The following is a 14091-nucleotide window of genomic DNA, read 5'->3' on the forward strand; positions in this document are numbered from 1 at the left end:
CGACGCCTTCACCTCCGAGGAATGTGCCAACTACCTCAAAAATTCAGGCTATCGAACTTAATGCCATCACGCTTTAGTGCGCAATTGCGCACGGGAGCCGGGACCCATACGCCGCGGCCGGCGTAATCGGCACGGGGCCAGACGGCTTTCTAACAACACGCATCAGTGGTTATGGGTCCCGGCTTTCGCCGGGACGACGCCGATGATGTAACGGGCCACGCGCCATAAAAAAATCCCCGCTTTCGCGGGGATTTGTTTTTCAGGTCTTCCGTAGTTTCCCGAGTGCTCACTTGATCTGCGGTTTCGCCGACGGCCGGCGGCGATCGGCGGCGGGCTGGTAGGCGACGCGCGAGTGATGCGCGCAATAGGGCAGGCCGCCGAGCGCCTTGCCGCCGCAGAAGAAGAATTCCGGGCTTGAGGGATCGCCGACCGGCCAGTGACAGGTGGCCTCGTTGAGTTCGAGCAGCGACAGCCGCTGGCTCATCGGCACCACATTGTCGTAGGAGATCGGATCGGGCTCCATCTCGACCTCGAAGGCGTGCGCCAGCGCGGTGTTGCCGCGGGACACCGGGCGCGCCACCCGCATCATGTGCTGGGCGGGGCGGGCCTTGCGCTGCCGCGGCGCGGCCGTGGAGGGGGCCTTGGCGCGGCCGGAGAGGCCGAGCCGATGCACTTTGCCGATCACGGCGTTTCGCGTCACATTGCCAAGTTCCGCCGCGATCTGGCTGGCCGACAGGCCAGACTCCCAGAGTTTCTTCAGCTGCTCGACGCGATCGTCGGACCAGGTCAATACAGTCATCGCATTCTTCCCTTCGCGTAGCGCCGGCCAATCATTGGAGCGGCGCTGCGAGCCAATCTGGACAAATATCCCTGCGGCCAGAATCCCTTAGCCCTCGCCGGGCGCGGTCTTGCGCCCGAACGTTTACGCGCGATACGAAGGCTACTTAGAGGGTCCAGTACTGCCGCACGAGATGTCGTACCCGACAGGCCAAACGCTACAATATGGCGTGACTCTGGCGCAAGAGTCCGCGGCCGTGCGTCCACATGTTCCGATACAGTTAAGCATTGCGATGAGGCTTTTCCACCGCACCGGAATGCTCCGGATTGCGCTCGTTTCGCATTGCAGGAAGGCCACTTCGTGGCGATTGACACCTACCGACCGCAGCATAGAATGTCCGCCACGTGCCGCCCGCAAAGGCGGCCGTTTTGTTTTCCGAAGCTGGCCGTTGCTGCGCTGGCGTCAAGCCCCGCGGCAATTGTCGGCTCAAAAACCGTCAGTGAACGCCATGACCAACGCTGCCACGTCGCATCTGCTCCCCGTCTTCGCCAGGGTCGATCTCGGCTTCGAGCGCGGTGAGGGCGCCTGGCTGATCGCAACCAACGGCGACCGTTATCTCGATTTCACCTCGGGCGTTGCGGTGAACGCGCTCGGGCATGCGCATCCGCATCTGGTCAAGGCGCTGCAGGACCAGGCGACCAAGCTCTGGCACATGTCGAACCTGTTCAAGAGCCCGGACGGCGAGGTGCTGGCCGCGCGGCTGTGCGAGCAGAGCTTTGCCGACTTCGTGTTCTTCTGCAATTCCGGCGCCGAAGCGATGGAGGGCGTGATCAAGCTGGTCCGCCATTATCACTTCTCCAAGGGCCATGGCGAGCGCTACCGCATCATCACCTTCGAGGGCGCCTTTCACGGCCGCACGCTGGGCACGCTGGCCGCGACCGGCTCGGCGAAATATCTCGAAGGCTTCGGCCCGCCGATGGACGGCTTCGACCAGGTGCCGCATGGCGACATCGAGGCGTTGAAGAAGGCGATCGGTCCGCACACCGCCGGCATCCTGATCGAGCCGGTGCAGGGCGAGGGCGGCGTGCGCTCGGCGCCGCAGGCGTTCTTCAAGGCGCTGCGCGCGCTCTGCGACGAGCATGGCCTGCTGCTCGCCTTCGACGAAGTGCAGACCGGCATGGGCCGCACCGGCGAGCTGTTCGCCTACAAGCGCACCGGCGTCACGCCGGATGTGATGTCGCTGGCCAAGGCGCTCGGCGGCGGTTTCCCGATCGGCGCGGTGCTGGCGACCGCGAAAGCGGCCGAAGGCATGGCGCCCGGCTCGCACGGCTCGACCTTCGGCGGCAATCCGCTCGCGGTCGCCGCCGCCAATGCCGTGCTCGACGTCATGCTGAAACCCGGCTTCTTCGAGCATGTGCAAAAGATGTCGCTCTTGCTCAAGCAGAAGCTCGCTTCCGTCGTCGACCGCTATCCCGGCGTGCTGTCGGAGGTGCGCGGCGAGGGGCTGTTGATCGGCGTCAAGGCCGTGGTGCCGTCGGGCGACCTGATCGCAGCACTGCGCAACGAGAAGCTGCTCACCGTCGGCGCCGGCGACAATGTGGTACGGTTCCTGGCGCCCCTGATCGTGACCGAGGCCGAGATCGATACGTCGATCACCGCGCTCGAGCGCGCCTGCGCGACATTGTCGGCGGCCCAGCCGAAGAAGGCGGCTGGATAATGAGCAAGCCGGTCCGTCACTTCCTCGATATCAACGAGCTGCCGCTCGGCGAGCTGCGCAACATGCTGTCCGCCGGAGCCGCCATGAAGGCGAAGCTGAAGGCGCATGAGAAGGGCAGGAAGCCGCTTGAAGGCAAGACGCTGGCGATGATCTTCGAGCGCCCGTCGACCCGCACAAGGGTGTCGTTCGACGTCGGCATGCGCCAGCTCGGCGGTGAATCCATCATGCTGACCGGTGCCGAGATGCAGCTCGGCCGCGGCGAGACCATCGCCGACACCGCGCGCGTGCTGTCGCGCTATGTCGATGCGATCATGATCCGCATCCTCAACCATGACGCGCTGCTCGAGCTCGCGGCTCACGCCACCGTCCCCGTCATCAACGGCCTGACCCGGCGTTCGCATCCCTGCCAGGTGATGGCCGACCTCATGACCTATGAGGAAAACCGCGGCTCGATCGAGGGCAAGACCGTGGCCTGGACCGGCGACGACAACAACGTGCTGGCCTCCTGGGCGCATGCCGCCGAGCGGTTCAAGTTCCAGCTCAATGTCGCAACCCCGCCGGAGCTGTCGCCGAAGAAGCCGATGCGCGACTGGATCAAGGCGACCGGCGCGCCGATCATGCTCGGCAGCGATCCGGAAGCCGCCGTGCGCGGCGCCGACTGCGTCGTCACCGACACCTGGGTGTCGATGGGTGACAAGGAGGGCGAGCACCGCCACAACGTGCTGCGGCCCTATCAGGTCAATGCCAAGCTGATGTCGCTCGCCAAGCCGGACGCATTGTTCATGCACTGCCTGCCCGCGCATCGCGGCGAGGAGGTCACCGACGAGGTGATCGACGGGCCACAATCCGTGGTGTTCGACGAGGCGGAAAACCGCCTGCATGCGCAGAAGGGCATCCTGGCCTGGTGTTTCGACGCGGTCGCGTAGTCGTAGATCAGTAAGCGCTGTCGTCCCGGGCAAGCGCAGCGCGACCCGGGACCCATAACCACCGCTGTCAATTGTTGTGAAAGCTGGGGCCCCAGCTTGATGCAGCAACTCACATTGGTGGTTATGGGTCCCTGCTTTCGCAGGGACGACGGATAGATCCGTTCCTGTGAACCCCTTTCGTTTTGCGGTCCGAGACCCCAGATAGAGCGCCATGGTTTCACAATCCCCCGACATCAAAATCACGCCCGAGGCGCCGGTTCGCGCGCCCTCAGCGGTTCCTGTCGACGATGCCGTGCTGGCCTTCGAGGTCGGCGCGCTGGACCTGCGCGGCCGGCTGACCCGGCTCGGCCCCGCGCTCGACGAGATCCTGCACAAGCACGATTATCCGCCCGCGGTCGGCAAGCTGCTCGGCGAGGCGATCGTGCTGACTACGCTGCTCGGCTCGTCGGTCAAGTTCGAGGGCCGCTTCATCCTGCAGACCCGGACCGACGGTCCGGTGTCGCTCCTGATCGTCGATTTCCAGGCGCCCGACCGGCTGCGCGCCTATGCGCGCTACGACGCATCGCGCCTCAAGAACGGCCAGAGCTCGGGCGAACTGCTCGGCAAGGGCCACCTTGCGATGACCATCGATCAGGGCTCCAACACCAGCCGCTACCAGGGACTGGTCGCGCTCGACGGCGGCGGCCTGGAAGAGGCGGCCCATGAATATTTCCTGCGCTCGGAGCAGATCCCGACGCGAGTGCGGCTTGCGGTCGGCGAGGAGATGCGCGGCGGCGAGGGCGGCAAGCTGCACTGGCGCGCCGGCGGCATCCTGCTGCAATTCCTGCCCAAGGCGCCCGAGCGCGCCAAGCAGGCCGATCTGCATCCCGGCGATGCACCGGAAGGCACCGCCACGCATAGCGTGCCGGACGACGATGCGTGGATCGAGGGCCAGTCGCTGATCTCGACCGTCGAGGCCGTCGAGCTGATCGATCCCGATCTGTCCGGCGAGCGGCTGCTCTATCGCCTGTTCCACGAACGCGGCGTTCGCGTCTTCAACCCGCAAACGCTGCGCGCGCAGTGCTCCTGCTCGCGCGATGCGGTGTCGTCGATGCTGAAGAGCTTCGCGCCGAACGACCGCGCCGAGATGGTGAAGGACGGCAAGGTCGTCGTGACCTGCGAGTTCTGCTCGTCGGTGTATGAGTTCACGCCGCAGGAAGCCGGCGTGGAGCAGGCGCGCTCTTTGACATCTTGAATCGCGACCCACCCCTCACCGTCGTCCCTGCGAAAGCAGGGACCCATAACCACGAATGGTTGTTGTTGGACAATGCCGGAACGACGCGTCCCGTCCACAAGACCCGCCGCGGAGTATGGGTCCCTGCTTTCGCAGGGACGACGCTGGGAGAGTTCATCGTAGGCCGGATGAAGCCAACGGGTCGCGCGAACGCGCGCCCGATGACAGGCTCCGCGCAATCCGGGGCCGCTCCAATCGCGTATGCACCTGCCCCGGATTGCGCTTCGCTCCATCCGGGCTACGCAGGCGTCAGTTCAACACCCGCTTGCCGCCCGGGCTCGGGCTATCCAGCGAGAATGTCGGCACGTCGATGTCGAAGCGCTCGCCGGCTTCGGTGACCATCTGATAGCTGCCGGTCATGAAGCCGGAGGCGGTCGGCAGCGGCACGCCGCTCGTGTATTCGAAGCGCTCGCCGGGCGCGAGCACCGGCTGCTCGCCGACCACGCCCTCGCCGCGCACCTCCTGGCGACGACCGGTGGCGTCGGTGATGATCCAGTGCCGCGTCCGCAGCTGCACGGTTTCCGGGCCCGAATTGACGATCACGATCTTGTACGACCAGAAATATTCGCGCCGGTCGACCGACGAGCGCTCCGGCATGAAGTTCGGCTCGACGGTGACTTCGATCTGGCGGGTAACGGCGCGGTACATGCGGCTCAATCCGATGGTCCTGGCGTATGGTCCGTTTTCGACCGGATCATGCTCGAACAGGGCGCCATCATAGCCAATTGAGCCGCCGGAACCAATCGCCCGCCGGGCCGTGAAAAGGCGGCCCAAGGGCGGTCCGTTCATCGCGGTTTCAACATAGTTCCGCTCTAAAGCGCGGCCGCATGCCGCCGCACTCCGTGCTTTGTCGGCAACTCGCGGACCGATATTATCTTTTCAGCACGGCGTGCGGGGCGTCCGCGGCCGACACGGTGTTTGATGAGCTCGATTGCCGACCCCATAGCCGGTTCGCCGGTGGCTGACGCCAAGGCCGAGGTAAAGGCTGAGGTCGAGGCGAAGGTTGCTGCGCCCGCGATCACGCTGCCGGCGACCGGCGAGCGCGAGCTCCGCCTCGATCTGTTCCGCGGGCTCGCGCTGTGGCTGATCTTCATCGATCATCTGCCGACCAATCTTCTGACCTGGCTGACGATCCGCAATTACGGCTTCTCCGACGCCACCGAGATCTTCATCTTCATCTCCGGCTACACCGCGGCCTTTGTCTACGGCCGCGCGATGCTGGAGGGCGGCTTCGTGATCGCGACCGCGCGCATCCTGCGCCGGGTCTGGCAGATCTATGTCGCGCACGTCTTCCTGTTCACGATCTTCCTCGCCGAGATCTCCTATGTCGCGACCTCGTTCGAGAACCCGCTCTACAGCGAGGAAATGGGGATCATGGACTTCCTCAAGCAGCCCGACGTCACCATCGTCCAGGCGCTGCTGCTGCGCTTCCGTCCCGTCAACATGGACGTGCTGCCGCTCTATATCGTCTTGATGCTGTTCCTGCCGCTGATCCTGTGGCTGATGAAATGGAAGCCCGACGTCACGCTCGGCCTCTCGGTCGTGCTCTACGCGCTGACCTGGCAGTTCGACCTCTATCTCTCGGCTTACCCGAACGGCTTCTGGGCGTTCAATCCGTTCGCCTGGCAATTGCTGTTCGTGTTCGGCGCCTGGTGCGCGCTCGGCGGCGCGCGGCGGATGTCGCGCATCCTGTCGTCGAACATCACGATGTGGATCTGCATCGTCTATCTGGTCGCGGCGTTCTTCGTGACGCTGACCTGGTACGTACCGCAGCTCGGCCACATCATGCCGAAGGTGATCGAGCAATGGATGTATCCGATCAACAAGACCGACCTGGACGTGTTGCGGTTCGCGCACTTCCTGGCGCTCGCTGCGCTCACCGTGCGCTTCCTGCCCAGGGACTGGCCGGGGCTGAAATCGCCCTGGCTGCGACCTTTGATCCTGTGTGGCCAGCACTCGCTTGAGATATTCTGCCTCGGGGTCTTCCTCGCCTTTGCCGGTCACTTCGTACTTGCCGAAGTATCTGGCGGTGCCGCACTGCACGCCTTGATCAGCATCTGCGGCATCCTCATCATGTGCGGCATGGCGTGGATCATTTCGTGGTACAAGCACTCCGCCGACAAAGGCGCCTCGAAAAAAGGCGCCGCCGGCAACGCCGATCTGGCGGGAGGGGGAGCATGAAGTCCGCGTGGACGATGCTGGGCCTGACGCTGCTCGCAGCCTGCCTGACGGCCGGTTTGGCGGCGGCGCCCGCGCGCGCCGGCGACACGGCGGAGCCGGCACCGCCGCCGCCCTGCGACGTGCCCGCCTATCTGCTTACGAGCGAGAGCTCGCTGCCCAAGGTCACCGACGCCATCAAGTCCAGCCGGCCGCTCAACGTACTGGTCGTCGGCAGCCGCTCCTCGACCATCCAGGGCAACGAGGCGAGCGCCTATCCGGCCACGCTGCAGACGGCGCTGAAGGAGGCGTTGCCGTCGTCGACGATCGATCTATCCGTAGAATTACAGGGAAAGAGCACCGCCGAGGAGACCGCGGGAACTCTTGTTAAGCTTGTTGAAGCAAAAAAGCCTACTTTGGTTATCTGGCAGACCGGAACGGTCGATGCTATGCGAGCAGTCGATCCCGACGATTTCCGTACCGCCATCAACGAAGGCGTTGTTGCGTTGCGGGACGCCGGGACCGACGTGGTGCTGGTCAATCTGCAATACAGCCCGCGTACGGAGACGATGATCTCTGCGCCGCCATATCTCGACAACATGAAGGTGGTGGCGCAGCAGCACGACGTTCCGCTGTTCGACCGGTTCGCGATTATGAAGCAGTGGAGCGACGCCGGATATTTTGACCTGTTCAGCACCTCGCATGGTGTCGATCTGGCCAAGAAGGTTCATGCCTGTCTCGGCCGCGCACTGGCGAAATTCGTGATCGATGCGGCCCATCTGGGCCCGGTGCAGCAGAATTAAGGAAGCAGAGTAAATGCGTTTTGCCTTCCCTTTTCGCGCTTCCGCAGGGCGAGGCCTGTGCGCTGTTGCAGTGCTGGCGCTGCTCGGGGTCGCGCCGTCGCGCGCGCAGACTGGGCAGGCCGACCAGCATGCAGCGATCTCATCCGGTACCAAGGCTGAAGCCACGAAGACAGAGCCGAGCAGGCCCGCCGCGCTCGAAGCCACCGCCGCTCAGCAGCCGCAACCGGGCGTCGCCGCGAAGGCGTTCGACAGGGTGAAGCAGGCCGCGAAATCCGCCAGCGACATCTTCCACCGCGTGCCCTGTCAGCAGCCCAAGGGCGTGCCGAACAGCACCGGCTCGCTGCCGCATGTCGCGGCCAAGCTCGCCGCCGGCAAGCCGGTCGTCATCATCGCGTTCGGCTCGTCCTCGACTCAGGGCTATGGTTCGTCGGCGCCGGAATTCACCTATCCCAACCGGCTCGCCGGACAGTTGCGCCGGCAATATCCGTCCGCCGACATCACCGTGCTCAATCGCGGCAAGGGCGGCGAGGACGCGCCCGAGATGATGGCGCGGCTGCAAACCGAAGTGATCGACGTACATCCCGACATGGTGATCTGGCAGGTCGGCACCAACGCGGTGCTGCGCAACCTCGATCCTGCCGAGACCGCCAAGCAGGTTGAGGACGGCGTGGCGCGCCTTCAGGCGTCCGGCGCCGACGTCGTGCTGGTCGATCCGCAATATTCGCCGCGCGTCACCGAGCGTCCCGAAAGCGCGCGCGGCATGGTGAAGCTGCTCGGCCGCATCGCCGCGCTGCGCCATGTCGGCATCTTCCCGCGCTTCGAGGTGATGCGCGACTGGCACGAGAGACAGGCGATCCCCATCACCGATTTCGTCACCGCCGACGGCCTGCACATGAACGATTGGGGCTATGCCTGCTTCGCCCAGCTGCTCGGCGACGACATCATCCGCTCGGTCGGCGCGATCAAGATCGGCGTCAACGTCCCCGCCGACGTCAGGACCTACCGGCCGATGTGATCGGCTGGCCTCTCTCCCTGCGCCTGTCTCGTTCACCGTCATCCTGAGGTGCGAGCTCTTGCGAGCCTCGAAGGATGCACGGCCCGGCTGGTGGCCGTCGATCCTTCGAGACGGCCGCGCTGCGGCCTCCTCAGGATGACGGGACCAATACCTTCGCTATGCCACACTCACCACCAATCTTGACCTCGCCGCGGTAATCCGCTCCCTTTGCGCCTGCACCAATCCTTCTCGGGATGAAGCTCTTTAAGGGAAACGCTCATGTCTTTCGTGCTGGCCATCGATCAGGGCACCACATCGTCGCGCGCCATGGTGTTTCGCGGCGACATCTCCATCGCCGCCGTCGCGCAGCAGGAGTTTCCGCAGCATTTCCCCGCCTCCGGCTGGGTCGAGCACGAGCCGGAGGACATCTGGACCTCGACCGTGATGGTGTGCCGCGAGGCGCTGGAGAAGGCCGGCCTCAAGGCGAAGGACATCGCCGCGATCGGCATCACCAACCAGCGCGAGACCACCGTGGTGTGGGACCGCGCCACCGGACAGGCGGTGCACCGCGCCATCGTCTGGCAGGACCGCCGCACCGCCGACATCTGCGCAAAACTCAAGGCCGAGGGCCATGAGCCGGCGATTTCGGCCAAGACCGGTCTGATTATCGATCCCTATTTCTCCGGCACAAAAGTCGCCTGGATCCTCGATCACGTGCCGGGCGCGCGCGAGCGCGCCGAGCGCGGCGAGCTGTTGTTCGGCACCGTCGACTGCTATCTGTTGTGGCGGCTCACCGGCGGGCGAGTCCATGCCACCGACGCCACCAACGCCTCGCGCACGCTGCTGTTCAACATCCACACCGGCGCCTGGGACGACGACCTCGTCAACCTCTTGCGCGTGCCGCGCTCGATGCTTCCCGAAGTGAGGGATTCCTCCGCCCGCTTCGGCGAGAGCACCGCCGATCTGTTCGGCGGCCCGATCGCGATCTCCGGCATTGCCGGCGATCAGCAGGCCGCGACCATCGGCCAGGCCTGCTTCGAGCCCGGCATGATGAAGTCGACTTACGGCACCGGCTGCTTCGCGCTGCTCAACACCGGCACCACGCCGGTGGCCTCGAAGAACAAGCTGCTCACCACTATCGCGTACCAGCTCGGCGGCCAGCGCACCTACGCGCTCGAGGGCTCGATCTTCGTCGCCGGCAGCGCGGTGCAGTGGCTGCGTGACGGGCTCGGCATCATCAAGCACGCCGCCGAGACCGGGCCGCTTGCCGACAAATCCGACAGCATGCAGAGCGTCTATCTCGTGCCCGCCTTCGTCGGCATGGGCGCGCCGTACTGGAATCCGGGCGTGCGCGGTGCGCTGTTCGGGCTGACCCGCAACACCGGTCCGGCCGAGCTCGCGCATGCGACCTTGGAGAGCGTCTGCTACCAGACCTTCGATCTGTGGGCCGCGATGCGCACCGACTGGCCGGAGGCCAACGCCGCCAACACCGTGCTGCGCGTCGACGGCGGCATGACCGCCTCGGACTGGACCATGCAGCGCCTCGCCGATCTGCTCAACGCCCCGGTCGATCGCCCGATGATCCAGGAGACCACGGCGTTAGGGGCCGCCTATCTCGCCGGCCTCGATGCCGGCGTCTATCCGGAGCCCGCGAAGTTCGCCGACAATTGGCGGCTTGAGCACCGCTTCCGGCCGGCGATGAGTCAGGCGACGCGCGAGCGCAAGCTCGCCGGCTGGGCCCGCGCCGTGAAGGGCGTGCTGGCGAGCGACGAAGGGGAGTAAGCGTCGCGCGACGGATACTACATGCAGCAGAGGGGGCGCAGCACAGTCGCTGACGTCTCCCAAGAATAACAACCATCGGAGAACAACATGAACACGGATCTCAACCGCGTCGCCAAGCTACTCGCTGCCGCGCTCTGTGCCGCAATACTCACCGCTCCCGCCACCGCGCGCGAGAAGCCGAGCCCGCTCGTCGCAGCGCGCGAGGTCAAGACCGACGTCGCGGGGCTGAAGGCGCCGGGCCAGATCCTGGTCGATGTCTGGGGCATCCCGCACATCTATGCCGCCAACGAGCACGACCTGTTCTTCCTGCAGGGCTTCAACGCCGCGCGCGACCGGCTCTGGCAGATCGATCTCTGGCGCAAGCGCGGGCTCGGTCTCTTGGCGAAGGACTTTGGCCCCGCTTATGCCGAGCAGGACAAGGCGCTGCGTCTGTTCCTCTATCGCGGCGACATGAATGCGGAATGGACGGCCTATGGTCCGAAGGCAAAATCCTATGCGGAGGCGTTCGTCGCCGGCGTCAACGCCTATGTCACCGACGTTCAGGCGGGCAAGCGTGCGCTGCCGATCGAGTTCAGGATCGCAGGCACGATGCCGGATTTGTGGTCGGCGGAGGATGTCGTGCGCGTCCGCAGCCATGGTCTCACGCGTAACGTCGCCTCCGAGGTGAAGCGCTCGCGTGTCGCCTGCGCTGCCGGCCTCGATGCCGATCGCTTCCGCGTCAAGCTGGAGCCGACCTGGACCACCAGGATCCCCGATGGCCTCGATCCCTGCAGCGTGCCGAAGGCGGTGCTCGCCGCCTACGATCTTGCCACGCGGCCGGTGAAGTTCGCCGCGCCGAAGGACCAGAAGGCGGCGCTGGCGCACGACCCCGACACGTTCCTCGCCGAGGCCGACCAGCAGCGCGACACCATCGGCTCCAACAACTGGGTGATCGCGGCATCGCGCACCGCGACCGGACGTCCGATCCTCGCCAACGATCCGCATCGCGAGCACTCGGTGCCGTCGCTGCGTTACATCGTCGGCCTCAACGCACCCGGCATCTCCGTGATCGGCGCCGGCGAGCCAGCGCTGCCGGGCATCTCGATCGGCCACAACGACACCATCGCGTTCGGGCTGACCATCTTCAACGTCGACCAGGAAGACCTCTACGTCTACGAGCTCAACCCCGACAATCCGAACCAGTACCGCTACGGCACCGGCTGGGAGGACATGCGGATCGTGCATGAGAAGGAAGCGGTGAAGGGCGAGGCCGACCGCGACCTCGAGCTGAAGTTCACCCGCCACGGCCCGGTGATTTTCGTCGACGCCGACAAGAAGCATGCGTTCGCCGTGCGCTCGATCTGGTTCGAGCCGGGCACCTCGGCCTATTTCGGCTCGTCGGACTACATGACCGCGAAAAGCTGGAACGGCTTCCTCGGTGCGATGCGGCGCTGGGGCGCGCCGTCGGAGAACCAAGTTTATGCGGATATCAGCGGCAATATCGGCTGGGTCGCCGCCGGCAAGACGCCGCGCCGCGCCAGTTTCGACGGCCTGATGCCGGTGCCCGGCGACGGCCGCTATGAGTGGCAGGGCTTTCTGTCGCTCGACGAATTGCCGAAGCTCTATCAGCCGAAGCAGGGCTTCATCGCCACCGCCAACCAGATGAACCTGCCGGCGGATTATCCGGTGGGTGAGCGCAGGGTCGGATTCGAATGGGCCGACAGCGCGCGCTGGCAGCGCATCACCGAGGTGCTGCAGGCCAACAGCAAGGTGACGCTGGCGGACGCGATGGCGCTGCAGAACGACGACACCGGCATGCTCGCGCGGCGCCTCGTCGCGCTGCTGAAGCCGCTCACGTCGGATGACGCGAACGTCAAGAAGGGTCTCGATCTGCTCAAGGCGTGGGATGCGCGCGACGCGGCCGACAGCGCGGCCGCTGCGGTCTATGAGGTGTGGATCGCAAACCATCTCGGCCCGGTGCTGCTCAAGACCACCGCGCCGAAGGCGGCCGAGCTGATCGCGCCGGAAGCCTCCAGCAACTCCGCGATTGTCGGCTATCTCGAAAAGCCCGACGCCGCGCTCGGCAGCGATCCCTCAGGCGAGCGGGACCGCGTGCTGCGCGACAGCCTCGGCGAGGCCGTCGCCGACGTTGCCGACAAGCTCGGTCCCGATGCGTCGACCTGGCGCTGGGGCCGGCTGCATGTCGCGCAGTTCAATCACGCGCTGATGCCGCTCGCCGACAAGGCTACCGCGGCGCAGATGCAGGTCGGCCCGCTCGCCTTTGGCGGTGCCGCCAACGTGCCGCGCGCCGCCACCTATCGCCGCTCCGACTATCATCTGATCTCCGGCGCTTCATTCCGCATGGTGCTCGATGTCGGCAATTGGGATGCGAGCCGCGCCGTCAACACGCCGGGCCAATCCGGCGATCCCTTCAGCGGCCACTACCGCGACCTCGCGCCGCTGTGGGCGACGGGCCAGTATGTGCCGCTGCTCTACAGCCGCGGCGCTGTGGAAGCCGCTACCGCGGAAGCGATCACGCTGACGCCGAGGTGAGGGGCGCCACCAACTCCAATGTCGTCCCGGGTCATCGACTTGTCTCGCCAAAGCTCGAAGAGTGAAAGCGGAAGCGCGACCCGGGACTCATCGCTGCGAATGCCGACGCGAACTGCGGCGGTCAGCCGCTATTCACTTTGTGCCATCAACGCGGCGGCACATCTCGATCACTACAAGTTGACGTTTGCGAGTTGCGCATGGACGTCCCGCGACGCTGTGCGCGGGCGTCCAAGAAGCGTTGGCTTCTGCCTGCTAGTCTGATCGATCGTGATCGCCGCCGGGCTGTGGCGATTCTCACATTCGGCGCGAGAACGTATTTTCTGGAAGCGATTGAAAGCTCAGCTGGTTACTTCACAGGAGCTGACCATGACGAAAATCATTCTTGTTTCGATCGCAGTCGCCTCTCTCTCCACGGCGGCACTCGCCGATGCACGGACGGCACAACACCGGACCCACCAACGCCTCGTGATGGGTACCGCACTGAGTCCTGCCGTGCTCAACGCCAACGCCAGTCTCAATGGTGATGTCGGCGACCGCGCGATGCGTATGCGGAATCTTCGCGAGTCTGGCTACAACCCGAAGAACGATTTCGACGCGAACGGCAACGTGTGGGTTGGCAATTAACCGAGTACGGGAGGGTCGGGGGAGCCCTCCCTCAAAGCGCGTTCAAGCTGGTTTATCCCGCTCGAGTGAACGACAGCGGGAGCGGCTGGTTACCCCGGCTGCTTCTCCTGCACCTCAAGCATCGCGCGCAGCGTGTCGTCGCTGAGCTTGCCGTTGGGTGAGGGCGCGCGCCGCTCGACGGTCTCGACCGGGCGCGCATGCTGCAGAACGACCGGCGTGCTACGCACTGGTGCACCCTGCTCGATGTCTGCGGCCTCGTCAGCCACACGCGCACCCCGCGCGTAACCGACGCCACGCCGGCGCCGCGCGGGCTTCGGCTTCGGTGGTGGCGGCGTAGTGATGATCGGCGGCAGCGTGTGATGGCACGACACGGTCGAGCTCCGGTGGCCTCTCGACATCGAGCGCCTGATTCGCGCAAATCCCCACTGACAAATCGGTAACGTTGTTGCGCGGCGTTGCATTGCATCTGCGCAGTGACATGCCGATATTTCCCGACGGCAATATG

General features: G+C 65.3%; 12 protein-coding genes. 9 read left to right on the plus strand and 3 right to left on the minus strand.

All coding sequences use genetic code 11. From position 1 onward, the window contains the following. Positions 1-286: 286 nt before the first annotated feature. Positions 287-799 carry a GcrA family cell cycle regulator gene (locus tag IF803_RS10990; protein WP_304498444.1) on the minus strand — a complete coding sequence of 171 codons (513 nt, stop codon included), beginning with the start codon at positions 797-799 and terminating at the stop codon, positions 287-289. Positions 800-1286: 487 nt separating this feature from the next. Between IF803_RS10990 and IF803_RS10995 the strand changes: the two genes are divergently transcribed. From IF803_RS10995 to IF803_RS11005, 3 genes are all read left to right on the plus strand, one after another. After that, the gene (locus IF803_RS10995) at positions 1287-2495 is read left to right on the plus strand and encodes an aspartate aminotransferase family protein (RefSeq protein ID WP_304498445.1); all 1209 of its coding nucleotides are present in this window, start codon (positions 1287-1289) and stop codon (positions 2493-2495) included. Then, on the plus strand, positions 2495-3421 hold the full coding sequence (gene argF, locus IF803_RS11000) for an ornithine carbamoyltransferase (protein ID WP_016844071.1): 927 nt from the start codon (positions 2495-2497) through the stop codon (positions 3419-3421). The genes IF803_RS10995 and argF overlap by 1 nt, the downstream gene beginning before the upstream one ends. A gap of 211 nt (positions 3422-3632) precedes the next feature. Next, positions 3633-4655: an Hsp33 family molecular chaperone gene (locus IF803_RS11005; protein ID WP_461192163.1), complete on the plus strand. Its 1023-nt coding sequence runs from the start codon at positions 3633-3635 to the stop codon at positions 4653-4655. A 288-nt stretch (positions 4656-4943) separates the two neighbouring features. Here the strand turns inward: IF803_RS11005 and apaG are convergent, their stop codons facing one another. Then, positions 4944-5342 (minus strand): Co2+/Mg2+ efflux protein ApaG, encoded by a 399-nt coding sequence (gene apaG / locus IF803_RS11010; RefSeq protein ID WP_028333747.1) that lies wholly within the window; start codon positions 5340-5342, stop codon positions 4944-4946. Between the two features lie 273 nt (positions 5343-5615). On the opposite strand from apaG, the gene IF803_RS11015 reads away from it, so the two are divergent. From IF803_RS11015 to IF803_RS11040, 6 genes are all read left to right on the plus strand, one after another. Next, complete coding sequence (locus IF803_RS11015) at positions 5616-6875, plus strand: OpgC domain-containing protein (RefSeq protein ID WP_461192164.1); 1260 nt, start codon at positions 5616-5618, stop codon at positions 6873-6875. Continuing rightward, entirely contained in the window at positions 6872-7654 is a 783-nt protein-coding gene (locus tag IF803_RS11020; RefSeq protein ID WP_461192165.1) for an SGNH/GDSL hydrolase family protein, read from the plus strand. Before IF803_RS11015 ends, IF803_RS11020 begins: the two co-directional genes overlap by 4 nt. A gap of 13 nt (positions 7655-7667) precedes the next feature. After that, positions 7668-8669, plus strand: a complete 1002-nt coding sequence (locus IF803_RS11025) for an SGNH/GDSL hydrolase family protein (RefSeq protein WP_461192166.1) — start codon at positions 7668-7670, stop codon at positions 8667-8669. Positions 8670-8927: 258 nt separating this feature from the next. After that, a complete protein-coding gene (gene glpK, locus IF803_RS11030) occupies positions 8928-10430 on the plus strand; it encodes a glycerol kinase GlpK (RefSeq protein WP_461192167.1) in 1503 nt (500 codons plus the stop codon). Positions 10431-10517: 87 nt separating this feature from the next. After that, positions 10518-12962 carry a penicillin acylase family protein gene (locus IF803_RS11035; RefSeq protein ID WP_461192168.1) on the plus strand — a complete coding sequence of 815 codons (2445 nt, stop codon included), beginning with the start codon at positions 10518-10520 and terminating at the stop codon, positions 12960-12962. A gap of 366 nt (positions 12963-13328) precedes the next feature. Continuing rightward, positions 13329-13586, plus strand: coding sequence for a hypothetical protein (locus IF803_RS11040; protein ID WP_461192169.1), 258 nt, complete (start codon positions 13329-13331; stop codon positions 13584-13586). A gap of 89 nt (positions 13587-13675) precedes the next feature. Here IF803_RS11040 and IF803_RS11045 read toward each other — a convergent pair whose 3' ends face one another. Beyond that, complete coding sequence (locus IF803_RS11045) at positions 13676-13957, minus strand: hypothetical protein (RefSeq protein ID WP_461192170.1); 282 nt, start codon at positions 13955-13957, stop codon at positions 13676-13678. Positions 13958-14091 lie beyond the last annotated feature (134 nt).

The sequence above is a fragment of the Bradyrhizobium sp. UFLA06-06 genome (assembly GCF_054820065.1).

Bases quoted from the DNA above. Each gene is read 5' to 3' on its own strand.
- IF803_RS10990 (WP_304498444.1), bottom strand. From the start codon at position 799: ATGACTGTATTGACCTGGTCCGACGATCGCGTCGAGCAGCTGAAGAAA.
- IF803_RS10995 (WP_304498445.1), top strand. From the start codon at position 1,287: ATGACCAACGCTGCCACGTCGCATCTGCTCCCCGTCTTCGCCAGGGTC.
- argF (WP_016844071.1), top strand. From the start codon at position 2,495: ATGAGCAAGCCGGTCCGTCACTTCCTCGATATCAACGAGCTGCCGCTC.
- IF803_RS11005 (WP_461192163.1), top strand. From the start codon at position 3,633: ATGGTTTCACAATCCCCCGACATCAAAATCACGCCCGAGGCGCCGGTT.
- apaG (WP_028333747.1), bottom strand. From the start codon at position 5,342: ATGTACCGCGCCGTTACCCGCCAGATCGAAGTCACCGTCGAGCCGAAC.
- IF803_RS11015 (WP_461192164.1), top strand. From the start codon at position 5,616: ATGAGCTCGATTGCCGACCCCATAGCCGGTTCGCCGGTGGCTGACGCC.
- IF803_RS11020 (WP_461192165.1), top strand. From the start codon at position 6,872: ATGAAGTCCGCGTGGACGATGCTGGGCCTGACGCTGCTCGCAGCCTGC.
- IF803_RS11025 (WP_461192166.1), top strand. From the start codon at position 7,668: ATGCGTTTTGCCTTCCCTTTTCGCGCTTCCGCAGGGCGAGGCCTGTGC.
- glpK (WP_461192167.1), top strand. From the start codon at position 8,928: ATGTCTTTCGTGCTGGCCATCGATCAGGGCACCACATCGTCGCGCGCC.
- IF803_RS11035 (WP_461192168.1), top strand. From the start codon at position 10,518: ATGAACACGGATCTCAACCGCGTCGCCAAGCTACTCGCTGCCGCGCTC.
- IF803_RS11040 (WP_461192169.1), top strand. From the start codon at position 13,329: ATGACGAAAATCATTCTTGTTTCGATCGCAGTCGCCTCTCTCTCCACG.